Annotated in this window: 23 protein-coding genes and 1 pseudogene; 20 read left to right on the top strand and 4 right to left on the bottom strand. The window is 64.5% G+C overall.

The window, feature by feature from the left end:
- Window positions 1–16 precede the first annotated feature (16 nt).
- Genes I6I07_RS20825 through I6I07_RS20785 form a run of 9 tightly spaced genes read left to right on the top strand, consistent with a single transcriptional unit; the run spans window position 17 to window position 10,585 of the window.
- Window positions 17–985 (top strand): LysR family transcriptional regulator, encoded by a 969-nt coding sequence (locus I6I07_RS20825; RefSeq protein ID WP_024069308.1) that lies wholly within the window; start codon window positions 17–19, stop codon window positions 983–985.
- Window positions 982–2,457: a flavin-containing monooxygenase gene (locus tag I6I07_RS20820; protein ID WP_198483526.1), complete on the top strand. Its 1,476-nt coding sequence runs from the start codon at window positions 982–984 to the stop codon at window positions 2,455–2,457. Before I6I07_RS20825 ends, I6I07_RS20820 begins: the two co-directional genes overlap by 4 nt.
- On the top strand, window positions 2,454–3,428 hold the full coding sequence (locus I6I07_RS20815; RefSeq protein WP_054415963.1) for an ABC transporter permease: 975 nt from the start codon (window positions 2,454–2,456) through the stop codon (window positions 3,426–3,428). The genes I6I07_RS20820 and I6I07_RS20815 overlap by 4 nt, the downstream gene beginning before the upstream one ends.
- A 29-nt stretch (window positions 3,429–3,457) precedes the next feature.
- A complete protein-coding gene (locus tag I6I07_RS20810; RefSeq protein WP_420094513.1) occupies window positions 3,458–4,369 on the top strand; it encodes an ABC transporter permease in 912 nt (303 codons plus the stop codon).
- On the top strand, window positions 4,366–5,388 hold the full coding sequence (locus I6I07_RS20805; protein ID WP_198483524.1) for an ABC transporter ATP-binding protein: 1,023 nt from the start codon (window positions 4,366–4,368) through the stop codon (window positions 5,386–5,388). The genes I6I07_RS20810 and I6I07_RS20805 overlap by 4 nt, the downstream gene beginning before the upstream one ends.
- A complete protein-coding gene (locus I6I07_RS20800) occupies window positions 5,385–6,419 on the top strand; it encodes an ABC transporter ATP-binding protein (RefSeq protein ID WP_198483523.1) in 1,035 nt (344 codons plus the stop codon). Before I6I07_RS20805 ends, I6I07_RS20800 begins: the two co-directional genes overlap by 4 nt.
- Window positions 6,420–6,450: 31 nt before the next feature.
- Window positions 6,451–8,022, top strand: a complete 1,572-nt coding sequence (locus tag I6I07_RS20795) for an ABC transporter substrate-binding protein (protein WP_180189425.1) — start codon at window positions 6,451–6,453, stop codon at window positions 8,020–8,022.
- 10 nt (window positions 8,023–8,032) lie between these two features.
- Entirely contained in the window at window positions 8,033–9,391 is a 1,359-nt protein-coding gene (locus I6I07_RS20790; protein WP_198483522.1) for an acyl-CoA thioester hydrolase/BAAT C-terminal domain-containing protein, read from the top strand.
- 24 nt (window positions 9,392–9,415) lie between these two features.
- Window positions 9,416–10,585 (top strand): CMD domain protein, encoded by a 1,170-nt coding sequence (locus I6I07_RS20785; RefSeq protein WP_198483521.1) that lies wholly within the window; start codon window positions 9,416–9,418, stop codon window positions 10,583–10,585.
- A 152-nt stretch (window positions 10,586–10,737) separates the two neighbouring features.
- Here the strand turns inward: I6I07_RS20785 and I6I07_RS20780 are convergent, their stop codons facing one another.
- Window positions 10,738–11,637: a LysR family transcriptional regulator gene (locus I6I07_RS20780; RefSeq protein WP_049054069.1), complete on the bottom strand. Its 900-nt coding sequence runs from the start codon at window positions 11,635–11,637 to the stop codon at window positions 10,738–10,740.
- A gap of 108 nt (window positions 11,638–11,745) precedes the next feature.
- On the opposite strand from I6I07_RS20780, the gene I6I07_RS20775 reads away from it, so the two are divergent.
- The 7 genes from I6I07_RS20775 (at window position 11,746) to I6I07_RS20745 (ending at window position 18,086) form a co-directional block, all read left to right on the top strand.
- Window positions 11,746–12,738: a Bug family tripartite tricarboxylate transporter substrate binding protein gene (locus I6I07_RS20775; protein ID WP_198483520.1), complete on the top strand. Its 993-nt coding sequence runs from the start codon at window positions 11,746–11,748 to the stop codon at window positions 12,736–12,738.
- Window positions 12,739–12,772: 34 nt separating this feature from the next.
- Window positions 12,773–13,819 carry an Ldh family oxidoreductase gene (locus I6I07_RS20770; protein WP_198483519.1) on the top strand — a complete coding sequence of 349 codons (1,047 nt, stop codon included), beginning with the start codon at window positions 12,773–12,775 and terminating at the stop codon, window positions 13,817–13,819.
- 27 nt (window positions 13,820–13,846) lie between these two features.
- Window positions 13,847–14,818: a Bug family tripartite tricarboxylate transporter substrate binding protein gene (locus I6I07_RS20765; protein ID WP_198483518.1), complete on the top strand. Its 972-nt coding sequence runs from the start codon at window positions 13,847–13,849 to the stop codon at window positions 14,816–14,818.
- 4 nt (window positions 14,819–14,822) lie between these two features.
- The gene (locus I6I07_RS20760; protein ID WP_198483517.1) at window positions 14,823–15,593 is read left to right on the top strand and encodes an MBL fold metallo-hydrolase; all 771 of its coding nucleotides are present in this window, start codon (window positions 14,823–14,825) and stop codon (window positions 15,591–15,593) included.
- 50 nt (window positions 15,594–15,643) lie between these two features.
- Entirely contained in the window at window positions 15,644–16,438 is a 795-nt protein-coding gene (locus tag I6I07_RS20755) for an ABC transporter substrate-binding protein (protein WP_198487613.1), read from the top strand.
- 140 nt (window positions 16,439–16,578) lie between these two features.
- Entirely contained in the window at window positions 16,579–17,427 is an 849-nt protein-coding gene (locus I6I07_RS20750) for a class I SAM-dependent methyltransferase (protein ID WP_198483516.1), read from the top strand.
- Between the two features lie 347 nt (window positions 17,428–17,774).
- A complete protein-coding gene (locus I6I07_RS20745) occupies window positions 17,775–18,086 on the top strand; it encodes a hypothetical protein (protein ID WP_198483515.1) in 312 nt (103 codons plus the stop codon).
- 113 nt (window positions 18,087–18,199) lie between these two features.
- Here I6I07_RS20745 and I6I07_RS20740 read toward each other — a convergent pair whose 3' ends face one another.
- From I6I07_RS20740 to I6I07_RS20730, 3 genes are all read right to left on the bottom strand, one after another.
- Window positions 18,200–18,412: a hypothetical protein gene (locus I6I07_RS20740; RefSeq protein ID WP_054415713.1), complete on the bottom strand. Its 213-nt coding sequence runs from the start codon at window positions 18,410–18,412 to the stop codon at window positions 18,200–18,202.
- 155 nt (window positions 18,413–18,567) lie between these two features.
- A complete protein-coding gene (locus tag I6I07_RS20735; protein WP_198483514.1) occupies window positions 18,568–19,395 on the bottom strand; it encodes a hypothetical protein in 828 nt (275 codons plus the stop codon).
- Between the two features lie 260 nt (window positions 19,396–19,655).
- Window positions 19,656–21,374 (bottom strand): AIPR family protein, encoded by a 1,719-nt coding sequence (locus tag I6I07_RS20730; protein WP_198483513.1) that lies wholly within the window; start codon window positions 21,372–21,374, stop codon window positions 19,656–19,658.
- 270 nt (window positions 21,375–21,644) lie between these two features.
- Here I6I07_RS20730 and I6I07_RS20725 point away from each other — a divergent pair, with 270 nt between their 5' ends.
- The 4 genes and pseudogenes from I6I07_RS20725 to I6I07_RS20715 all read left to right on the top strand — a co-directional run bounded on the left by I6I07_RS20725 (window position 21,645) and on the right by I6I07_RS20715 (window position 24,364).
- A complete protein-coding gene (locus I6I07_RS20725; protein ID WP_232625673.1) occupies window positions 21,645–22,454 on the top strand; it encodes a DUF4034 domain-containing protein in 810 nt (269 codons plus the stop codon).
- Between the two features lie 63 nt (window positions 22,455–22,517).
- Window positions 22,518–22,847, top strand: coding sequence for a hypothetical protein (locus I6I07_RS31735; protein ID WP_232625672.1), 330 nt, complete (start codon window positions 22,518–22,520; stop codon window positions 22,845–22,847).
- Window positions 22,756–22,983 (top strand): annotated as a pseudogene (locus I6I07_RS20720) (SAM-dependent methyltransferase); the annotation flags it as partial. The gene I6I07_RS31735 and the pseudogene I6I07_RS20720, both read left to right, overlap by 92 nt.
- 508 nt (window positions 22,984–23,491) lie before the next feature.
- Window positions 23,492–24,364: a leucine-rich repeat domain-containing protein gene (locus I6I07_RS20715; protein WP_198483512.1), complete on the top strand. Its 873-nt coding sequence runs from the start codon at window positions 23,492–23,494 to the stop codon at window positions 24,362–24,364.
- The last annotated feature ends 82 nt before the right edge of the window (window positions 24,365–24,446 follow it).

Below are 24,446 nucleotides of genomic sequence, written 5' to 3'. Positions count from 1 at the left end.
GCATAAAGCAAGACAGATGGAACTTCGTCAACTCGAGGCCTTCGCGGCCGTCATGTCCACGGGCAGCGTCACCGCTGCCGGGCGTCTGCTTGGCCGCTCGCAACCCGCGATCAGCCGCCTGCTGCAGGAACTGGAGGCCGAGATCGGCTATGCCCTGTTCGCCCGCAGCGGGCCGCGCGTGACGCCGACCGAGCAGGGTTTCCTGCTCTATGACGACGTCGAACGTGCCCTGTCCAGCCTGCGCCAGATCCGCGACCGGGCCGAGGAAATCGCCCGCGGCCAGGCCCAGCCGCTGTTGCTGGCGGCCACCTCGGCGCTGGCCGCCGGGCTGGTGCCGGACGCGCTCAAGCGCATCGAGCCGCACGCCAACCTCGCCCCCCGCATCGAACTGCGCAGCGCCTCGCCCGAGCGCGTGGTGCACGCCGTCCTGAGCGGCGCGGCGCAACTGGGCGCGACCAGCCTGCCGCTGGAGCATCGCGGCCTGACCGTGCACTGGATCGGCCAGGCGCCCTGTGTGGTGGCGCTGCCCGAAAACGATCCGGCCGCGCGCCATGAGGTGGTGCCGGTGGCCGAGCTGGCCGGGCGCCGCGTCATCACCATGGCCAATCCCTACCGCCTGCGCCGCCGGCTGGACGCGGCGCTGGGCCATGCCGCCGGCGCCATCGAAACCAATTCGTCCGTCAACGCCCTGGCCGCCGTGCGCGCCGGCCTGGGCGTATCGGTGCTGGAACCCATTACCGCCTACGGCGCGCCGATGGCGGGCGTGGCGATCCGCCCGATCGACCTGGACATTCCCTTTTTCTTCGGGGTCATCACCTCGCAGTCGCAGCCCCTGACGCCGGCCTGCCAGGCCATGGCCGATGCCCTGGCGCAGGCCGCCGCGCAGTTGCTGCCCGGCTTCGTGCTGCACGACGCCTGCCAGCACGGCGCGCTGCTGCAGTCGATCTACGGCGATGACGCCCCTCTTACGGATACGCCCGCATGAACCAACCCCTCGCTCCCGCCCCGCAAGGCCTGGCCGCGCTGGAAGCGCGCCTGCGCCAGGATTTGTCCTGGCTGGAAATCCCCGCCAAGCCCTGGGTCACGCCGCGCCTGGTCGACGGCCAGCCGGTGCTGGACGTGGCCATCATCGGCGGCGGCATGGCCGGCCTGGCCGCGGCCGCGTCGCTGACGCACCTGGGCATCATCGCGCCGATCTTCGACCAGTCGCCCGAAGGCTATGAAGGCCCGTGGGCCACCACCGCGCGCATGGAAACCCTGCGCTCGCCCAAGCAGCTGACCGGCCCGGCGCTGGGCCTGCCGGCGCTGACTTTCCGCGCCTGGTTCGAGGCGCAGTTCGGCGGCGAAGCCTGGGACGCGCTGGACAAGATCCCGCGCCTGCAGTGGATGGACTACCTGCGCTGGTACCGCCGCGTGCTGAACCTGGACGTGCGCAACCAGCACCGCGTGCTGGCCGTGCTGCCGCGCGCCGACCAGCTGGTGCAGCTGGACATCGAAGCGCCCGCCGGCCGCCAGACCGTGCTGGCGCGCCGCGTGGTGCTGGCCACCGGCCGCGACGGCCTGGGCGGCGCCTACGTGCCGGACTTCGCGCGCAAGCTGCCGCGCGACCGCTGGGCCCATTCGTCGGACGTGCTGGACTACGCCACCCTGGCCGGCAAGCGCGTCGGCGTGGTGGGCGCGGGCGCGTCGGCCATGGACAGCGCCGCCACCGCGCTGGAAGCGGGCGCGGCCAGCGTCGACCTGCTGATCCGCCGCAACGACATCCCGCGCATCAACAAGGGCAAGGGCGCCGGCAACCCCGGCCTGACCCACGGCCACCTGAACCTGCCCGACGACTGGAAGTGGAAGATCCGCCACTACATCAACGCCGCCCAGGTGCCGCCGCCGCGCGGCAGCACGCTGCGCGTGTCGCGCCACCCGAACGCCCGCTTCAACCTGGGCTGTGGCGTGCAGGACCTGGCGCTGGTGGATGACGCGATCCGCGTCACCACGCCCAAGGGCGTCTTCACGCTGGACTTCCTGGTGTTCTCGACCGGCTTCCGCATCGACTGGACCGTGCGTCCGGAATTCGCCGCGCTGGCGCCGCACGTGCGCGCCTGGGGCGACCGCTACACCCCCGCCGCTGGCGAGCAAGACCAGGAACTGCATGACTCGCCCGACCTGGGCGCGGCCTTCGAGCTGCAGGAAAAAACCTCGGGCGCCTGTCCCGGCCTGGACCGGGTGCACTGCTTCTCGTACCCGGCCGCGCTGACGCACGGCACCGTGTCGGGCGATATCCCGGCCATCAGCGAAGGCGCCAAGCGCCTGGCGCAAGGCATCGCCGGCCTGTTCTACCGCGAGGACGTGGCGACGCACTACGCCAACATGGAAGCGTTCGCGGAACCCGAGGTGTTCGGCGACGAATGGACGCCGGCCCCGGCGCCCGGCGCGGCCCGGCAAGCGGAGACCGCGCAATGACCGGCTGGCTGCTCCGCCGCGTGGCGCAAGCCGCGGTGGTCGTGTTCCTGATGACGCTGATCGTCTTCGTCGGGCTGCACGCCATCGGCAACCCGGTCGACATCCTGATCGGCCAGGACGTCGACCAGGTCGACCGCGCCCGCATCATCGCCGAACTGGGGCTGGACAAGCCCCTGTGGCAACAGTACCTGGGCTTTCTGAACGGGGCGCTGCACGGCAACCTGGGCAACAGCTTCGTCTACAACATCCCCGCCGTCGAGCTGGTGATCCAGCGCCTGCCGGCGACCCTGGAACTGGCCATCGCCGCGCTGCTGCTGGCGGTGATCATCGGGCTGCCGCTGGGCCTGTTGGCCGGGCTGTATCCCGACAGCCGCTTCTCCAAGCTGGTGATGGCGGGCAGCATCGTCGGCTTCTCGCTGCCGACCTTCTGGGTCGCGCTGATGCTGATCATGACCTTCAGCGTGTCGCTGGGCTGGCTGCCAGCCAGCGGCCGCGGCCAGACGGTGGAATTCCTGGGCTTCCAGTGGTCGTGGCTGACGGCCGACGGCTGGCGCCACCTGATCCTGCCGGCGCTGAACCTGTCGCTGTTCAAGATCTCGCTGGTGATCCGCCTGACCCGCGCCGGCGTGCGCGACGTGATGCCGCTGGACTTCGTCAAGTTCGCCCGCGCCAAGGGCCTGTCGCCGTTCCGGGTGGTCTGTGTGCACGTGCTGCGCAACACCATGATCCCGCTGGTGACGGTGCTGGGCCTGGAGCTGGGCTCGACCATCGCCTTTGCCGTCATCACCGAAAGCATCTTCGCCTGGCCCGGCGCCGGCAAGCTGATCCTGGACAGCCTGAACGCGCTGGACCGCCCGGTGATCGTGGCCTACCTGATCGTGGTGGTGTGCCTGTTCGTGACGCTCAACCTGATCGTCGACATCCTGTACAAAGTGCTGGACCCGCGGGTGCGGCTGGAGGCCTCGGCATGAGCGCTCCGAACACTCCCCAGGCAAATGCCATGCAAAACGCCACACCCGCCGCGCCCGTGCTCAAGCGCGAATCGCCCTGGCGCCGCAACCTGCTGGAATTCCTGTCGTCCAAGACGGCGGTGTTCGGGCTGGTGATCGCCACCCTGCTGATCCTGGCCGCCATCCTGGCGCCGTGGATCTCGCCGCAGAACCCCTACGACCTGCTGCAGATCGACGTGCTGGACGCGCGCCTGGCGCCGGGCACGATGAACGGCCTGAACACCTTCCACTACTGGCTCGGCACCGACGGCCAGGGCCGCGACCTGCTGTCGGGCATCCTGTACGGCCTGCGCATCAGCCTGATGGTGGGCGTGGGCTCGGCGCTGATCGCCGGCATCATCGGCACGCTGCTGGGCCTGCTGGCGGCCTACGCCGGCGGCAAGGTCGATGCGCTGATCATGCGGCTGGTCGACCTGATCCTGTCGTTCCCGTCGATCCTGGTGGCCATGATGATCCTGGCCTACCTGGGCAAGGGCGTGGGCAACGTGGTGCTGACGCTGGTGATCCTGGAATGGGCCTACTACGCCCGCACCGCGCGCGGCCAGGCCCTGGTCGAGCGCCGCCGCGAGTACGTCGAGGCGGCGCGCTGCCTGGACATCCCGAACTGGCGGATTATGCTCAAGCACATCCTGCCCAACTGCCTGCCGCCGCTGATCGTCATCGGCACCCTGCAGATCGCGCGCGCCATCACGCTCGAAGCCACGCTGAGCTTCCTGGGCCTGGGCGTGCCCGTGACCGAACCGTCGCTGGGGCTGCTGATCTCCAACGGCTTCCAATACATGCTGTCCGGCGAATACTGGATCAGTTTCTACCCCGGCATCGCGCTGCTGGTCACTATCGTCGCCATCAACCTGGTGGGCGACCGCCTGCGCGACGTGCTGAACCCGAGGACCCACAAATGAGCGCCGCCCGTCCCGTCGCGGCGCCGGCCGCCGCCAACGTGCCGACCCTGGAAGTGCGCAACCTGCGCACCCACTTCTTCACCCGCGCCGGCACCCTGCCCGCCGTGGACGACGTGTCGTTCACGCTGGAGCGCGGCAAGATCCTGGGTCTGGTCGGCGAGTCCGGCTCGGGCAAATCCGTCACCGGCTTTTCGATCATGGGCCTGGTGGACGCCCCGGGCCGCGTGGTTGGCGGCCAGGTGCTGTTCCAGGGCCGCGACCTGACCCGGCTGGCCCCGCGCGAACTGCGCAAGCTGCAGGGCAACCGCATCGCCATGATCTTCCAGGATCCGATGATGACGTTGAACCCGGTGCTGCGGGTCGACGTGCAGATGATCGAAACGGTGCGCGCCCACAACAACATGAGCAAGGCGCAGGCGCGCGAGTTGGCCCGCGACACGCTCGGCATGATGGGCATTCCCAGCCCGGAAGAACGGCTGCTGGCGTATCCGCACCAGTTGTCCGGCGGCATGCGCCAGCGCGTGGCGATCGCCATCGCCATGCTGCACCGGCCCGACCTCATCATCGCCGACGAGCCGACCACGGCGCTGGACGTCACCATCCAGGCGCAGATCCTGTCCGAAGTGCAGAAGCTGGCGCAGCAACACGGCACCAGCCTCATCTGGATCACCCACGACCTGTCGGTGGTGGCGGGTCTGGCCGACGACGTGGCGGTGATGTACGCCGGCCGCATCGTCGAACACGGCAAGGTCGACGACGTGCTCGACCGTCCGCAGCATCCCTACACGGTGGGCCTGATCGACAGCCTGCCCAGCAACAACCAGCGCGGCCAACGCCTGCGCCAGATTCCCGGCATGACACCCAACCTGCTCACCCTGCCCGCCGGCTGTGCCTTCGCGGCGCGCTGTTCGCGCGCCACGGCGCAATGCGGCCAGCAGCCCGCCATCACCGACGTACTGCCCGGCCATCAGGTGCGCTGCTTTCATCCGTCGCGCCAACTGGGCGAGGTGACGGCATGAGCCAGACGACGATTCCGGACACCCGCGACGGCGCCACCCCGCTCATCGACCTGCGCCAGGTCAGCAAGCGCTTTGGCGAACGCCCCGTCGGCGCCGCCGGCCGCGCCTTGCAGCGCCTGGGCCTGTCCAAGCCGCCCGCCATCACCCGCGCCGTCGATCATGTGGACCTGGTGGTGCGCCCCGGCGAAGTGGTCGGCCTGGTCGGCGAGTCCGGCTGCGGCAAGTCCACGCTGGGCCGCATCGCGGCCGGCCTGCTGACGCCGTCCGGCGGCGAGGTGCTGATCAACGGCCTGCGCCCCGCCGACATGACGCCGGCCCAGGCCCACGCCGCGCGCCTGAAGGTGCAGATGATCTTCCAGGACCCGTATGCCAGCCTGAACCCGCGGCTGCGCGTGGACGAGATCGTCGGCGAAGCGGCGCGCATCCACGGCCTGGTCGGCAACGGCGACTTCGACGACTACGTCAGCGCCCAGCTACAGCGCGCCGGCCTCGATCCGGCCCTGCGCCAGCGCTACCCGCACCAGTTCAGCGGCGGCCAGCGCCAGCGCATCGGCATCGCCCGCGCCCTGGCGGTGCAGCCGTCGATGCTGGTGTGCGACGAGGCCGTGGCCGCGCTGGACGTGTCGATCCAGGCGCAGATCCTGAACCTGTTCATGGACCTGCGCGAACAGCTCAACCTGACGTACCTGTTCATCAGCCATGACCTGGGCGTGGTCGAGCACCTGTCGGACCGCGTGGTCATCATGTACCTGGGCCGCGTGGTCGAGACGGCGCCGGTGGACGAGGTCTTCCGCCGCCCCAACCATCCGTACACCCAGGCGCTGCTGGCCGAGATCCCCAACCTGAAATCGCGCCACAAGACCTTCACCGCCATCAAGGGAGAGATTCCCAGCCCGCTCAACCCGCCCGGCGGCTGCCACTTCCACCCGCGCTGTCCGCATGCGATGGCGCGCTGCAAAACCGAGGTTCCCACCCTGAAGGGAATCGCCATCAACCACCTGAGCGCCTGTCACCTGAACGACATGGCCTGAAAGAAGTTCCCCCTCACCAAGGACCCCGAACATGAAACGCCTGATTCTCTCGACCCTGACCGCCGCCATCCTGGGCGCGTCCGCCGCGGCCTCGGCCGACAACCTGTCGATCGGCTTTGCCGATCCGCTGTCCTCGCTCGACCCGCAACTGAACAACCACGCCGGCGACCGCTCGGTGGCCCTGCACTTCTGGGACCTGCTGATCGAGAACAAGTGGAACAAGCTGCAGCCCGGCCTGGCCGTGAGCTGGAAGCCGCTGGACAGCACCACCTGGGAATTCAAGCTGCGCGAAGGCGTCAAGTGGCAGGACGGCACGCCGTTCACCGCCGACGACCTGATCTACTCGTACACCCGCGCCCGCGCCGTGCCCGGCAGCGTCGCCACCTACGCCGGCTACCTGCGCACCATCGACACGATGACCGCCAAGGACCCGCTGACCCTGATCGTCAAGACCAAGGCCCCGAACCCCGACCTGCCGCTGAACCTGGCGTCGGTGCACGTGGTCAGCAAGCACGTCGGCGAGAAGTCCACCACCGAAGACTACAACTCGGGCAAGGCCATGGTCGGCACCGGCCCCTACAAGTTCGTGTCCTACACCCCCGGCGACCGCGTCATCATGGAACGCAACGACGGCTACTGGGGCGAGAAGGCCACCTGGGACAAGGTCAACTACCGCTACATCAACAACGCCGCCGCCCGCACCGCCGCGCTGCTGGCCGGCGACGTCGACGTGATCGACAAGGTCTCGGTGTCCGACCTGGCCAAGCTGCAGAAGGCCGCCAACATCTCGGTCTACCCGTACGATGGCCTGCGCGTCATGATCCTGCAGCCCAGCTTCAACCCCGCGCCCAACCAGTACATCACCGACAACAACGGCAAGCCGCTGGACAAGAACCCGCTGCTGGACGTGCGCGTGCGCCAGGCGCTGAACCTGGCGATCAACCGCAAGGCCATCGCCGACCGCATCCTGCAGGGCGCCGCCACCGAAGCCAACCAGTGGATGCCCAAGGGCACCTTCGGCTACAACCCCGACGTCAAGGACATCCCCAACGACGTCGAGAAGGCCAAGAAGCTGCTGGCCGAAGCCGGTTTCCCCGACGGCTTCAAGCTGACCATGCACGTGCCCAACGACCGCTACCCGCAAGGCCCGGAAACGGCCCAGGCGGTGGCACAGTTCTGGACCCGCATCGGCGTCAAGACGCAAGTGGAAGTGGTGCCGTGGGCCGTCTACTCGGGCCGCGCCAACAAGAACGAATTCGCGGTCAGCATGCTGGCCTGGGGCAACGGCACGGGCGAAGCCAGCTACGCGCTGGTCAACATCCTGGCCACCGTCGACGCCAAGAAGGGCCTGGGCGCCTCCAACTGGGGCCACTACAGCAACGCCAAGGTCGACGCCGCGCTGGACCAGTCCACCTCGGAATTCGACGTGGCCAAGCGTGAAGCCATCCTGCGCGACTCGGTCAAGATCGTGTCCGATGACGTCGGCATCATTCCGCTGTACCACTACAAGAACATCTGGGCCGCCAAGAAGGGCCTGAAGGTCACCCCGATGACCAGCGACCGCACCGCCGCCATGATGGTCACCAAGGACTCCGGCAAATAAGGCACGCATCATGGTTCCTACCCTGAGCATCCAACCCGCCGACGCGCTCATCGACGTGCCCCGCCACATCCGGGTGGAGCACGTCGCGCCCGGCCAGACGGTGGAGATCACCGCCCTCACCCGCCGCAACGGCGTGCTCTGGCAAAGCCAGGCCGCCTTCGTCGCGGGCGAGGACGGCGTGGTCGACCTGAGCCGCGACGCGCCCGTCTCCGGCGACTACGGCGGCGTCTCGCCCATGGGCCTGATCTGGTCGCAGTCACCCGTGGACTCGCCCAGCCGCGAGCACTTCAACCACCCGGTCACCGAGGCGCTGGTCACCGAAGTCGTGGCGCGCGCCGCCGGCGCGCAGAGCATCGCCCGCTTCACCCAGCGTCTGGCTGCCGACGGCGTCACCCGCCAGGAAGTGCGCGAGGAAGGCCTGGTCGGCACGCTCTACCTGCCGCCCGGCGCCACGCCGGGCTCGCATCCCGCCGTGCTGATCCTGAACGGCTCGGGCGGCGGCATCAACGAACCGCGCGCCGCGCTGTACGCGTCGCGCGGCTACGCCGCCTTCGCGCTGGCCTACTTCAAGGCGCCGGGCCTGTCGGACTACATCTCCAACACGCCGCTGGAGTACTTCCAGACCGGCCTGCGCTGGCTGCGCAAGAAGGTCCAGCCCAAGCACGACTTCGTCGCCATCAGTGGCCAGTCGCGCGGCGGCGAACTGGTGCTGCTGCTGGGCGCCACCTTCCCCGCGGAAGTCTCGGCGGTCGTGGCCTACGTGCCCGGCGCCGTGGTCCACAGCGGCCAGAACGCCTGCGACCCCAAGATCGGCCGCGAAGGCCCGACCTGGCTGCTGGGCGGCAAGCCCCTGCCGCACGTCTGGGAAAACAACCGCACCGCCACCTGGGCGCCGTTCGACGAAGGCCCCTCGCCGCATCGTCACGAAAAAGCCATCCTCACCGCGCTGCAGGACCCCGACGCCGTGGCCCGCGCCCGCATCAAGGTCGAGGACATCCAGGGCCCGGTGATGCTGCTGTCGGCCACCGACGACGGCTCGTGGCCGTCCAGCCTGTATTCGAAGATGGTGCAGGACAAGCTGGCCGAGGTGCGGCATCCGTATCCCGTCCAATGGCTGGACTACGAGAACGGCGGCCACTCGATCCTGTTCCCCTACGTGCCCACCACCCAGCTGGTCTACGCCCACCCCGTGTCCGGCAAGATCAGCACCAGCGGCGGCAACCCCAAGGACAACGCGCGCGCCGACCAGGAGTCCTGGGAAGGCGTGCTGAAGTTCCTGGACGCCGCGGTCAAGGCGCGCGGCCAGGCCGCGCCGTCCGCGGATCGCGCCCAGGCCGGCGCGGCCGCCACGCCCGGCAACGCCGGTTGAACGACATCCAAGGAGACTTTCCCAATGGCACAAGCACCCATCGTCTATGACGCCGCCCGCGACCTGGTGGACCAGTTCGTCGGCCTGAAGGCCGACAGCGCCGCCTACGCCGTGCGCCACCAGCGCGACAAGGTCGCCGCCGCCACCCAGGGCAGCTACGACGCCCTGTTCGACCCGGCCCTGCCCGGCCTGACGCTGGCCGAGCGCCTGCTGGTCGCGCTGTACGCCGCGCGCCTGACGCCGTCGCCGGCGCTGGCCGCGCACTACCGCCAGCGCCTGGTCGAGGCCGGCGCCAGCGCCGCCGACATCCAGGTGGCCGAGTCCGGCAAGCCGGCGGACGCCGCCGACCCGCGCCTGGCCGCGATCCTGGAGTTCACCCGCAAGCTGATCGAAAAGCCCGTCGAAGGCGACGAAGCCGCGCTCAAGACCCTGCCGGCCGCCGGCGTCTCCACGCCTGCCGTGGTCACGCTGTCGCAACTGGTGGCGTTCCTGTCGTACCAGGTGCGCCTGGTCGCCGGCCTGCAAGCCATGCAGGCGCTGGCAGCCAAGCCCGCCGCGGCCGGCGCCCCGCCCGCGCCCTTCCCGGCCAACACCGCCGCCACCGAACCGGGCGCCGTCATCAAGGCCCACGGCTTCACCAACGAAGTGCTGGAGTGGAAGGCGTGGCTCGACGTGGTCCAGGTCGACAGCGCCACGCCCGAGCAGATCGCGGTGCTGGAAGAAAGCCACCCCAAGGCCAAGGTCTCGGATTACTACCTGTTCCTGGTGCACCAGCCCGAGATCCTGCGCCAGCGCTCCACCGCGTTCAACGCCATCATGTACGCGCCCGGCGGCCTGTCGCGCGCCGAGCGCGAGCTGGGCGCGACCGTGGTGTCGCGCGTCAACGGCTGCGTCTACTGCGCGTCGGTGCACGCGCAGCGCTTCGAACAACTGGCCAAGCGCAATGACGTGATCGCGCAGGTGTTCGAGGACCCGGCCACCGCCGGCACCACCGCGCGCGAACTGGCGATCGGCAAGTTCTCGATCCAGATCACGGACGCGCCGGCCTCGGTCGATGCGGCCAGCATCCAGGCGTTGAAGGACGTGGGCCTGAGCGACGGCGAAGTGCTGGACCTGCTGCATTCGGACGCGATCTTCGCGTGGGCCAACCGGTTGATGCTGAACCTGGGCGAGCCGGTGGTCGTGCAGGTCTGACGATCGCGCGCGAACCGCGCCGAGTCGTACCTGGACAGGCCGCGTTTTCGCGGCCTGTTTGCTTTTCGGCTCGCGGTTGACGCCCGCTGTTGATGCCCGCCATCCGCGAGCGATCGACAATGCAGCGGCGTCCCGCTTGAACCGCGCGCCGCCTACTTCTGCCGCGCCTCCACCCGTTGCGCCAGCAGGTCGTAGAACAGCCGCGCCACCGGATTCAAGGTCTTGCCGCGCGGATGGATCAGCCCGATCGTGCGGCTCACGGCGGGATTGCGCAGCGGCACGCTGACCAGCGTGCCGTGGTCCTCATCCGGCATCGCCAGGCGCGGCACCACGCCCACGCCCAGGCCCGCCTCCACCATGCTGACCAGCGCCGGCACGTGCTGCACCTCGCAGAAATGGCGCGGCCGGCTGCCGCTGTGCACCAGCGCCTGGTCCATCAGGAAACGGTTGCCGCTGCCCTGCGCCAGGGTGATGTACGGATGCGCCTCCAGGTCGGCCCAATCCACCGACTTGCGTTTGGCCAGCGGATGCTTGCGGCTCACCGCCGCCACGAACGGCTCCTCCAGCAGCGGCTTGAACTCGATCTCCGCGTCATTGGCGCCGATGTAGGTCAGCCCGAAATCCGCGTCGCCGCGCGCCACCGCCGTCAGCACCTGCGAGGACGACTCGTCGATGATGCGGATGCGGATGCGCGGATAGCTGGCGTGGTATTCGCGGATCACATCCGGCAAAAAATACGCCACCGCCGACGGCACGCAGGCAATCGTCACCATGCCCGACAGCCGCTCGGCCACGTCACGGATGCCGACCAGCGCGCTCTCCAGCTCGTTCAGCACGCTGCGGGCGCGCGGCACGAAGCCACGGCCGATGGTGGTCAGCTCGACCTTGCGCGTGGTGCGCGTCATCAGCTGCACGCCCAGCGCCGCCTCCAGCTTGTCCACGCGGCGCGACAGCGCCGACTGCGACAGGTGCAGCGCCTCGGACGCCGCGCGGAAACTGCCCAGATCGGCCACCGCCAGAAAGGCGCGCAAATCGGCTAGATCGAAATTCATGCGTTTTCATCAAGAATTGAACGAATTTTTGCACTTTACTCGATTCCGGACGCGGGGCACGATGTCTCCCAGCCGCAACCAATAGCGGCCTGAACAGGAGACCCGCCCATGAAGCCGTTACGGAGAGCCTGCCTGCGCACCGCGCTGGCGCTGGCCGCCGCCCCCTTGTTGTCGTCCGCCCCCTTCTCGGCCCACGCCGACGCCTGGCCGCAACGCCCCATCCGCCTGCTGGTGCCCTACGGCCCCGGTGGCAGTTCCGACGTGGTGGCGCGCGCCGTCGCCGTGGAAATGTCGCGCGACCTGGGCCAGCAGGTCATCGTCGAGAACAAGGGCGGCGGCCAGGGCAGCATCGCCACGGTGGAAGCGGCGCGCGCCCGGCCCGACGGCTACACGTTGATCCTGGGCCACGTCGGCACTCTGGCGGTGAACCCGACCATGATGCCCAACCTGTCGTATGACCCGCGCCGCGACTTCGCCCCCATCATCCTGCTGGCCAAGCTGCCCATGGTGTTCGCCGTGGGCGCCAAGGTGCCCGCTGCCACCCTGCCCGAATTCGTGGCGCTGGCGCGCGCCAGGCCCGGCGTCCTGAACTACGGCTCGGCCGGCAACGGCAGCGCCGGCCACCTGGCCTTCGAAATGCTCAAGACCGCCGCCGCCATCGACGTGGTGCACGTGCCATACAAGGGCACCGGCGCCCAGGTCACCGACCTGCTGGCCGGCAACATCGACGCCGCCGCGGCCGGCATCCCTGGCCTGCTGCCGCATGCGCAGGCCGGCAAGATAAAGATCGTCGCCGTCGGCTCGGCCCAGCGCCTGCCAATCCTGCCGGACGTGCCCACCGTGGCTGAACAGGGCTATCCCGGCTTCGAAAGCTCGCAATGGTTCGGCCTGCTGGCCCCGGCCGGCACGCCGCAGGAAGCGATCTCGCGCCTGCAGGCCGCCGCCCAGCGCGCCCTGCAGACCGACGCCGTGCGCCAGCGCCTGGCCCACGACGCCGCCGAGCCGTCCGGCGCCGGGCCGGCCGAATTCGCCGCCTTCATCGACGCCGAAGAGCGCCGCTGGAGCAAGGTGGTGAAAGACGCCCGTCTTTCCGCCGAATAAGCCCCTCTCTTATTTCACACAAGGATTGCTCATCATGGCCGCCACTGCTGGCTCCCCCTCCCTCGTCCCGGAAACCGAACTGCGCGCGCTGGGCGTGCGCGCCTTCGAAGGCCTGGGCCTGCCGCGCCAGGACGCCGTCGACGTGGTCGACATCCTGGTGCTGGCCGATCTGTTCGGCCTGTCCACCCACGGCCTGTCGCGCATCGAATCGTATGGCGAGCGCCTGCAGGTCGGCGGCATCAACCGCCAGGCCCGCATCCGCGTGGACAGCCCTGCCCCCGCGCTGCGCCTGGTCGATGGCGACAACGGCGTCGGCCCGCTGGTCGGCATGCACGCGCTGCGCGCCGCCATGCAGGCTGCCAGCGAATGCGGCGTGGGCCTGGCGTTCGCCCGCCAGAGCAACCATTTCGGCCCGATCTCGCCCTACGGCCTGATCGCCGCCGAGGCCGGCTACGCCAGCATCATCGGCAGCAACGCCACCACCACCATCGCCCCCTGGGGCGGCACCGACGCGCGCGTCGGCAACAGCCCCATCGGCTTTGCCGTGCCGAACCCGGACGGCGCCCACTTCCTGCTCGACATGGCCATGAGCGTGGTCGCCCGCGCCAAGATCCGCAACGCCCTGAAGGCCGGCCAGGCCATCCCCGACACCTGGGCCACCGACGCCCAGGGCCAACCGACCACCGATCCCAGACAAGCGCTGGACGGCTTCCTGCTGCCGATCGGCGGCCACAAGGGCTACGGCCTGGCGCTGATGGTGGACCTGTTCGCCGGCCTGCTGTCCAACGCCGCCTACCTCACCCACGTCAAATCCTGGGTCGACGCGCCCGACGAACCGCAAAACCTGGGCCACTTCTTCCTGCTGATCGACACTCGCCGCCTGGGCTCGACCCAATGGCTGGCCGAACGCATGAACGACTTCGCCGCCATCCTGCACGCCAGCCCGGCCGCCAACCCGGCCCGCCCCGTGATCCAGCCCGGCGAGATCGAACTGGCCAAGCTGGCGCGCCAGCGCGCCCACGGCATCGAAGTGGCCGCGGACGTCCTGGCCCTGCTGCGCCAACACGCCGGCCAGGGCTGAGCCGGCATCCCGGAGGAGACCGACAACATGAAGCCCATCACACTGCTCACCCTGGGCCTGGCGGCGGCCCTGGCCGCGCCGCTGGCCGGCGCCGCCGACTATCCCAGCCAGCCGATCCGCCTGATCGTGCCCTACGTGGCCGGCGGCGCGGCCGACATCACCGCGCGCGTGGTCGCGGCCCGCATGGCCAAGACCCTGAAGGGCACCATCGTGGTCGAGAACAAGCCCGGCGCCAACGGCATGATCGGCACCGACTTCGTCGCCAAGGCCGCGCCCGACGGCTACACCCTGCTGCTGGACGCCAGCGGCCCGCTGGTGGTCAACCCGTCGCTGTACAAGAAAACGCCCTATGACCCGCTGAAGGATTTCGCCCCGATCAGCCAGATCACCAGCTACCAGTACGCGCTGGTGGTGCCGCAGCAATCGCCCGCGCACAGCATCGACGACCTGCTCGCCGCCGCCCGCAAGAAACCCGGCGCCGTCACCTATGGCTCGGCCGGCCTGGGCGCCGGCGGCCACCTGGCCGGCGAACTGCTGGCCCTGCGCACCGGCACCCAGCTGACGCACGTGCCCTACAAGGGCAACGCCCAGGCCCTGACCGACGTGCTGGGCGGGCAACTGTCGTTCACCTTCGACACCACCGTCACCGCCACCCCGCACATCCAGTCCGGCAAGCTGCGCGCATACGCCGTCACCGGCCCGCGCCGCGCCTCCAGCCTGCCCGACCTGCCCACCATGCAGGAACTGGGCTACAAGGACTTCGTCATCACCCAGTTCCAGGGCCTGCTGGCGCCAGCCGGCACCGATCCGCGCATCATCGCCACCCTGCACGACGCCGTGATCCAGGCGGTGAAGGACCCGGAAGTGGTGCGCAAGCTGGCCACCGAAGGCGGCAACGAAATCATCGCCGGCACGCCCGAAGAATTCACGCGCCAGCTGCGCGACGACCTGCAACGCTACCGCCAGCTGATCAGCGAAGCCCACATCACCGCGGAGTGACCCCATGTACCAGATCGACATCCTGATCCAGGGCTACCCCGGCCGCGCCGTCTGCCATGGCGGGCTGGGCTGGAGCACCAGCACCCTGCTGCGCTCGGACCGCCACAGGATCCTGGTGGACGTGGGCGCGTTCGGCGTGCGCCACCTGCTCGGCCGCCACCTGGACGCCTGCGGTGTTGCGCCCGCCGACATCACCGACGTCGTCCTCACGCACGCCCACTACGACCACGCCGTCAACTTCACGCTGTTCCCCACCGCCACCGTCTGGATCGGCGCGCAGGAACTGCAATGGGCCGCCGCGCAGCCGCCCGGCTTCAACCCGCTGCCCGAACTGTACGTGCGCGAACTCGACCGGCTGGACCGCGTGCGCCGTATCGGCGACGGCGACGCCTTCCTGCCCGGCATCACCGCCATCGCCGCGCCGGGCCATACCCCAGGCCATCTGCTGTTCTACGTCGATGACCCGCGCCAGCCCATCCTCTTCACCGGCGATGCGGCCAAGAACCGCGCCGAGCTGGTCTCGGGCCAGGTGGTCGACACCGCCGACGCCGCCGCCAGCCATGCCAGCCTGGAACGCATCTGGGAGTGGTGGCGCAAGCGGCCCGATACCCTGCTGGTGCCGGGACATGACTTGGGCATGAAGCTCGACGCCCATGGCGCGCCGGTCTACGTCGGCGAACGCCGCGCCGCGATCAATGCGTGGTTCGGGGACGATCTGGAGCCGCAACGGATCGACCTGTGCTGTGCGCCGGGTGCGGGGCGGTACAGCGTGTGAGTTGGCTGCCACCGCCTTTGAATTTCCCACCGTCCTTTGCCATGACCACCATGACCGCGATTTCCAACGCTACCGCCCGTTCAGACGCCCCCGCCCATTCCGGCACCGCCAACATCCCCGCCGACATCGCCCAGGCCTTCACCCCCACCGGCGCGCTGCGCGCCACCATCAACCTGGGCAACCCCATCCTGGCCAACCGTGACGGCAACGGCGACCCCGTAGGCGTCTCCGTCGACCTGGCCCGCGCCTTCGCGCAGCGGCTCGGCGTCGCCCTGGAACTCATCGTCCTGGACAGCGCCGGCAAGGCCGTCGACACCGTCAGCCAGGACGCCGCCGACATCGGCTTCTTCGCCATCGACCCCAAGCGCGCCGCCGGCATCGCCTTCACCGACGCCTACGTCCTGATCGAAGGCGCCTACCTGGTGCGCAATGATTCGCCCCTGCGCGAGATCGCCGAGGTCGACGACCCGCGCCACCGCGTCACCGTCGGCCTGGGCAGCGCCTACGACCTCTACCTGACCCGCGAACTGCAACGCGCCGCCATCACCCGCGCCGCCACCTCGCCCACCGTGGTCGACACCTTCCTGCAGACCGGCACCGACGTCGCCGCCGGCGTGCGCCAGCAACTCGAAGCCGACGCCCGCCGTCTGGGCGGCCTGCGCCTGCTGCCCGGCAGCTTCATGACCATCCGCCAGGCCATGGGCCTGCCGCGCGGGCGCGGCGAAGCGGCGGCGCGCGTCCTGACCGACTTCGTCGAAGACATGAAACGCAGCGGCTTCGTGGCCCAGGCCCTGGCCCGCCACGGCATCGACGGCGCCGCCGTCGCGCCGGCCGCCGGCGGCTGACCGGCCGATCGGCTCGCGGCTGAACGCCAAGCAGGCCCGCCCTATCGGCAGCCGGACGGAAAGCCAGCGGTTTTCGTTAAAATGACGCTTTCCGCCTATTCATGCGCCCCGCCCCACGCGGGGCGCATTGCCTTACCCCCATGTCCGACAAAACCCACGACATCCGCCCCGGCCAGTCGATCGAACTGCTCAAGGCCCTGCACATCCTGACCCGCGACGGCAAGATGAACCAGGACAGCCGCCGCAAGCTCAAGCAGGTCTACCACCTGTTCCAGTTCATCGAACCGCTGCTCAAGGACGTCCAGCAACAGCGCGGCGCCGTCACCCTGGCCGACCACGGCGCGGGCAAGTCGTACCTGGGCTTCATCCTGTACGACCTGTTCTTCAAGGAACAGCCGGACGCGCTGAAGAACGGCTCGCACATCTACGGCATCGAAACCCGCGAGGAACTGGTCAAGTCATCGGAAGAACTGGCCAAGCGCCTGGGCTTTGGCGGCATGTCGTTCCTGAACCTGTCGGTGGCCGAATCCATCACCTCCGACAAACTGCCCGCGACCATCGACGTCGTCACGGCCCTGCACGCCTGCAACACCGCCACCGACGACGCGATCCATTTCGCGCTGGAGAAAAAGGCCAAGTACATCGTGGTCGTCCCCTGCTGCCAGGCGGAAGTGGCGTCGGTGCTGAGGAAGAACAAGGCCAAGGCGCTGGCCGATCCGCTGGCGGAGATCTGGCGGCATCCGCTGCACACGCGGGAGTTTGGCAGCCAGATCACGAACGTGCTGCGGTGCTTGCAGCTGGAAGCGCACGGGTATCAGGTCAGCGTGACGGAGCTGGTGGGGTGGGAGCATTCGATGAAGAATGAGCTCATCATTGCGCAGTACAAGGATCTGCCGCGCAGGAAGCCGGCGGACCGGCTGACGGAGATGCTGGATCGGATCGGGTTGCAGGAATTGAAGGATCGGTTTTTCCTGCCGGAAGCTGCTTGAGAATTGAAAAAGGACCTTGCGAGGTCTTTTTCTTATTGAACGCTCGTCTCGGATAGGGATGAGAATGTCACCCTTGGCATTGCTGCCAATGTGCGTCACGCCCATACTCATCTTGCGATCGCAACAACGATCGTCCGGATTGACAGCCGGAAGAGCAAGGGCGGGCAGCCGCTGCAATAGCGGCGTTTTCATGTCCGTAGGCTGACGTACGTCCCTCCATGGGCGAGCCTTGGCTGGGGCACCTTCGTGTGCGCCGGTTTCCCTTGTCACCGGTCTGTCAACCCGGCCTTGTGCTCGCCCGCCCCGACCGACAACGGGGCGCGGGCTTAATGACAGAGGCAGCCGCGATGAACGACCACTCCTATACCCTTGACCGCTGGGCCACGCCGGATGATCCGGAGAGCGTCCCTATTCGATTTGTTGATCTTCGGAAGATTGAACGGGCTTGCCTGGGAATCTGGGCCATCGCCCGGATCGTGGGCAATAGCGCGACGGAACCCGAGAGCACCGGCGCGGAGCCGCTGGAACCGTGGATCAGCGCCAACTTGCTAGGCGGCATTGAAAGCCTCTGCGATCACATTGCGGATCTTGCAGAGTCGGCTATGGACTGGGCGCAGTTGGAGCTTGGGGTAGCGATGACGGAAGGGTCATTGCATTGATTGGCGCGGTTGCGGTGTGCTTGGCGCCATCGGGATGCCAGCACGTCGCCAGAGTGGGCAATCGACAGGATGCCGGGCCACTAGCCGCGCCACCGCCAGCGCTGAGCTATCGCTCAATCACCCGAGCTTCTGCGCAACCGATCGGTCGAGGCCTTGTTCAGGCGCTTCGCCTCGGATTCCGCGTAGTCTTCTTCGCCAGGTTCATACTTGCCGTCATACATGCAGCTGCTGCGGTTCCAGCGGCATTCGTTGGTCAGGGAACAGCCGGAAGTGAGTGCAGCGAGAAACAGGACGACACCGCAACGGCCTAGGGTTTGAATCGACATGGGGCTCTTTGGTTGTCGGGGAAGTGTACTGGATGGGGGCGATGAAAGACTTGCACATCCCCGACCGCCAGGACCAATAACCCAATGACAACCAAGCTGGTTCGGCGACTTCGAACACTTTACCCAAGAGCCCGCCCCCCGCCACGACTGGCAATCTACTGCGCAATTTCTCCAGAATCGATAACGCACGATTCAAGACACTCAATAAATTTAACCATGACATTCCTAAAAATGTTCAATTCCGAATCACCAAGAAAGTAGAACTTTTCATCTTTAATTTTATCTTTCTTTAAAATTTCATCCAAATCCGTAACCAAAACAGATTCTTCATGAATGCTTAAGATTGCTTTTTTTAATTCATTGAGCTTGCCACCTAAGTTGGATTTTATTCTTGAATTTATACATCCATGATTATGAACATAGACATTTCTTAGCTCAGTGTAAAAATACCAAATTTTTTCATAATCCGCCTTCTGGATACCTGATAGCTGCAAAACATCGGGAAACATTTCAACAATAGATCCAACCAAGTCCTCTTCCCGAGTTTGACCTTGCTTCATCAGAATATTCTTAAAAGCCGACTCAAAGGCTCCATATAGGAAAATGAATTCCCACACATTCAACAGGCGACTTACGAGCTCATACCAATTTTTGGAAGTCGTTGACTCGAGCAACAGATTCCGATCTACAGATATTAATTTCTCATGAAAAAAACTCCTCTCTAGACCCATACCCAACAGACATACATCTAATTCACGCTGATTCGGCTTTAAAACACGCTCCACCACCTGATCAATCACGTCCTCCACATGCCTAGATCTAAGCTCATTCTCTTTTAAAATCGAAATTTTCCCGTTTTCAACCACCCTTATTACTTTCGACGAAACCAACTCATCCTTCAGGCATTTAATGACATCTTCTTTTTCATCTTCAATTCCATTATCAACATAAGCCGACAACACCTGACTCACCAATTGAGACATGTAAAAGGTGCTATGAAATTGCCGATACCACTGGGGAGAGTTCTCGCCACACGCTCTCAACACTGGGCAGTACGCCGAAATCATCAATTAATCTCCAATAAGCAGGTATACATCCCACCCGCCTACAAATCATAAAGCCGGCACATGAAGGGATGATCTTCAGAAATTCGATAAAAAAGAGGGACTCAGCCGGACAACCGAATCCCATCAACATAATTTAATTCTAATAAGATTAAATTAGGAAAAAATTTGACATGCGATTAAATTTTTATATTTCTGGCCACATTTTCAAGAACCGGAGGCCTATTGCTTTTCGCCATCGACAACTGTGATACTTTAAAATCTATCTTCGGCTCAATCTGCTGCAAAAATCTCGTGGAGCGAAGAGTCGACTTAAATGTTCCAAACTCTTTTCTCCCGCCCTGATACGTATCGATTGCTTGTAAATAATAGATCTCTATTGCGGCATCAGCGATTTTCGCAAGAGCCCCTCGAAAAGCATCGGTTTTAATTCTATCCATAGTTATATGGGAAGAATGCACATCGGACATCCTGGAAATAATCTTATAAGCGGTAAAAATAATCCAAAATGTTGCGGTCACCGCCAAGAGTCCCGTTGACTGATCTTCTTTCCCCAATGCCTGCAATTGTTCCACTCGCTTTTCTTCACACACATTCCCCAGTTGCCATGTCAAAAGGACATCTGCGGCCGAAATCTGTGGGTAAAAAAGTTGAGCATATGGTTGATCAAACAGTTCGGCCTTATTGTCAATTGCCTGAATCAAGAACTCGCTCCGTTGAGCAGCAAGATACTGAGCGAGCCGATCTAGCTCAATGATTTTTGATTTATTTCTCTGCCGCCGGCTGCCCGATTGCTTAGGAGCATAATCCAGCCCTATCGCGCCCAACTCTCTCCGCAAACGTTCTTGAGTACCATCGACTGCACGAACGGTCCATATTTTTATAGCATTTTGCGAATTATTGAATCTCACTACGTCGTTCTTTACCGCATCCTTTGCAGCAATAACGCGGACGAGCACCTTGCAGTTTTCTTGAGCATCGGCTTGACTCAGCGCGTTGGTAGTCTGGCATCCATTTACTACGCTAAACCTCCGTAATGCCAATGCGTTTTTTTTCCTTTTCACCGGGGTGGCGGTATCTGCGATTATGGAAACTCCGTTATTGAGAGCCCAAAACAATCCAGGAGTTTCACTAGCCGTTTTTATTATTTGTTCATTGATCCCTCCTTTTCTCGTACCTAAAAAAAGGCGGACATTTCCAGCAAACAACTGATTTGAATATGTTTTATGTAAACGAATTAGCTCTTTCGCCGAGACATTACCGATCCAGGCCCTACCATATTCTCCGGAATCTTGAATAAACTCGCCGGAGAAAGTCAGCACATCCTCCGCAATTCCTCGCTCGGATTCGATAAGGGCCTGATATTGCTCTCGCACCTCCTCCTGTGCTAAATAGAAATACTGATATCTATCAAAAGTCTTGGATTTTCTGGTTGTATCGACTGTCTTGGAAATAGCAGCATTCCTCTTTGCGAGGCTTACCAAGCCAAATGCAATTGCATAGCCAACCGCATCTTTCTTGACAGAATCAATTTGATCCGCCAGTTCTCGCCTTCCCAACTTACGTAGTGCCTCTGTATCTTCGAAAAAAGGAATAGCGGCAAGCACGTCACTCCATTTTGATTTCGGAGTAACTTTCGCATGATTCTCACCGCAATGTCCTTGAATAACGTAGATAGTCCGCGTCGAATCATCAGCAAAAACTAGATCAATACCTTGATCATTCCCTCCATCCATAGCCGCCGAACTCAACGCGTCATCTTCATCCTGATCGTGTAGGTTAATTCCGTACCACGCCGTGAAAGCTCTATGCAATGAAACTCCCGCCCGCAACGCAAGCTCTCCAACCGATTCGAGTATGCTTGCAACACTTGTCATATCCTTCTCAACACCCTTCATCTGAAAATCTCCAACATGTCACTTTGAAAAATGAACCAAACATCACCGCAGGGTTGCTACTAAGCAATGAATGTTCTCCGGCCTGAGAGGTCACGCGCTCCTCAGCATGGCCTTGGTCCTTCTAAGCAATACAAGCTGGCTATATTACTTTTAGAAACCAAGATTTGTAAATTGTCTCACGTCTGAAGTGATGTTCTCATTGCGAAATATCGTCTCGCATTTTCGAGAATGAAATCATTTCTCCCTTTTCCATAGGCATCAGGTGCCACCTTGCCGACTCCCACCAATGCTCTCAACGACCTGCGCGCCCTAGTCCAATTCCACGCATTTCACAAACTCGACGCCTCTTACACCGATCTAGAGCAACAAGACTGGTCCGCTCCCGACGCGCAAATATCCTCTTATTCCGAAGCCGTCCTCTCCGGCACCCTCTTCGACCACAGCACCGTCCCCTACCCGCAAGCCGCCGACTTCCTCCAGGCCTGGATCGCCGCCTGCCCCGACTCCTACCACGCCCATCTGGTCTTGGGTAACTTCTGCTTCGGCCGCGCCGCGGATATCCGCGGCTTTGGCTGGGCAGACAGCGTGACGCAGGACCGCTGGATCGGCGCCGCCCTGGCCTGCGAAACCGCCGCCGCCGCGCTGTTGAAAGCCATGACGCTTTCGCCGCGTCCCGTTGCGGCCTGCGTGACCCTGATGCAAATGGCCGCACATTTCAAAGAGCCGTATTGGCTGCGCCAGCTGTTCGAAGGCAATCCCCCGGAAACCATTACCCACGACGACATCGAGGAACCCGGTCTGATGGACGCCGCGCTGGCGCATCTGGCGGAATACGGCGTGCCGCGCCTGCAGCCGGATCAGGCGCCGCAGGCCCTGCCGGCCTGGCTCGCGCCGCGCGCCGAGCATGAAATGGACCAGGGCAAGGATTATTGGCTGCTGCGCGCACTGGAATTGCGCCCCGGCCACATGGAGACGCTGACCGCGTATGCGCAGTATCTGCAACCGCGTTGGGGCGGCAGTTATGAGGATATCGACGGCCTGGCCAGCGGCCCGCTGCGCGAGACGCTGACGAAGCCATAGCGCATCGCGATCCGCTGGATGGGCGTGTAGGAAGAGCTGAGCGATTTTCCGCAACCCGAAGAAATGCAGGCGGTGCAGGTCGCCCATCGCCAGACCTTCGAATCGTTCCTGCAGCGCGATCTATGGCCCCTGGAACACGGCGAGGCGCTGGGTCGGTTCGCGAATTTCATCAGTTATTCGCTAGGCGACCACGTGGGCGCGCGTCAATTGCATGCGCAAAGCGTGGTGGCGTTCACGGGGAATATGTATTTCGGCAACGTGGACGGGCCGTTCCGCAGTTTCGTGCACGTGACGCTGATTCACGAACGTGCTGCGGTGCCTGCAGCTGGATGCACATGGGTACCAGGTCAGCGTGACGGAGCTGGTGGGATGGAAGCATTCGATGAAGAATGAACTCATCATCATCGCGCGGTACAAGGATCTGCCGCGCAGGAAGCCGGCGCAACGGCTGACGGAGATGCTGAATCGGATTAGGCTGCAGGAGTTGCAGGATCGGCTTTTCCTGCCGGAACCTGTGACGACTTCCTGAGCGCAATGGCAGGACGTCGTCTGGATTCAATCCCCAGAGCTTCGACGCAACCGATCCGTCGACTGCTTGTTCAGCCGCTTTGCCTCGGCCTCCGCGTAGTCTTCCTCGCCCTGTTCGTATTTCCCGTCATACATGCAGCTACTGCGAACCAAGCCGCACTCGCCGATGATTGAAGAACAGCCCGAGCTCAACGCAGCGAGAAATAGCACGATACCGTAACGGCCCAACGTTTGAATCGACATATGGCTCCTTGGGGAATAACGCTAGTGTACCGGTGAGGATGGCGGCCACAGCCTGGGAATGGGGTAAAAAATAGTGTCAGGCGCCGGGGCCAGCCGCATAAGTCTTGGTGAAGAGCGGAATTGGCCTTTACGGCCTCATCAAAGCAGAACGGCAATCCGGCTCGCGCGGAATTGCCGTTCTGCTTTATTGTTCTACCCTTCGAGAATGTCCGGCCCGCCGTCGCCGCGCCCGCCCTGCTGACAGACCCCATGATTCCGGAGCCCGCATGTCGCTGATCCCGTTTTCAACGCCCCAATCCGGCCGCGACAAGCGATGGCTGTTGATGCACAGCCGGCAGGCCGCGCAGGCGCATGGCTCGGATCAAATCCTGTTCTACGACGCGCCGCCCGACGCGGCCACGCTAGCGGCAATCGAATACGTCCATCTATGGGCGCCGCCCCTGGATCCGGTGCAGGAATTGCCGGAACTGATCGCCCGGCTGCCGTCTCTGACGCATCTGTCCATCGGACCCGGCAATATCCAGGTCTCGGTGGTCAAGAACCTTCGCGCCGAGATGCTGCCGGCCAGCCTGCGGCATCTGTCGATTTTCGATTGCCCGGGGTCATATACCTGGTCGGCGGGGCCGATGCCGCAATTGGAATCGCTGGAGGTCAACGTTCCGATGCGATTCAAGGCGGAGGATTTTCCGGCGCTGAAGTCGCTATCGATGTTGCCGGACAAGGCGGGAAAACTGCTCGATCAGGCCTTGCGACTGCCGCTGCAAGAATTGAATCTGTTCAACGTGCCGTTCGATGAATCGCTGTTTGCGCGCATCGCGGCGTTGCCCCTGTTATCGCTGGGGCTGATGGCGGGACGCTCGTTGAAAACGCTGGCGGGGATTGAACAGCTTTCCGGACTACGGTCGCTGCGACTCAAGAATCAAAGCCTGTTGGAAACCATTGGCCCGATTGCCGCCCTTCCGGCACTGGAGCAACTGAATATTCAGTATTGCAAGCGGATCACCGATATCAATACCCTGGAGGCGCTGCCCGGCCTGCAAGACCTGACCCTGGTGGGCTGCGGCAATATCGGCCTGGGTGTACTGGAAGCCAAGCTGAAAACCAACCTACGGCATTCCAACATCGCGGCAACGACGTAGCTGCATGAGCGCACGCCCCTGCGTCATGGATTCAATAGCCGAGGATGCGGGCCGCCCACCGACGCGCCCGCCCCCAACCATC

The sequence above is a fragment of the Achromobacter deleyi genome (assembly GCF_016127315.1).
In the GTDB taxonomy this organism is placed as follows: Bacteria; Pseudomonadota; Gammaproteobacteria; order Burkholderiales; family Burkholderiaceae_B; genus Achromobacter; species Achromobacter insuavis_A.
This window is presented reverse-complemented; position numbering and strand designations above follow the sequence as displayed.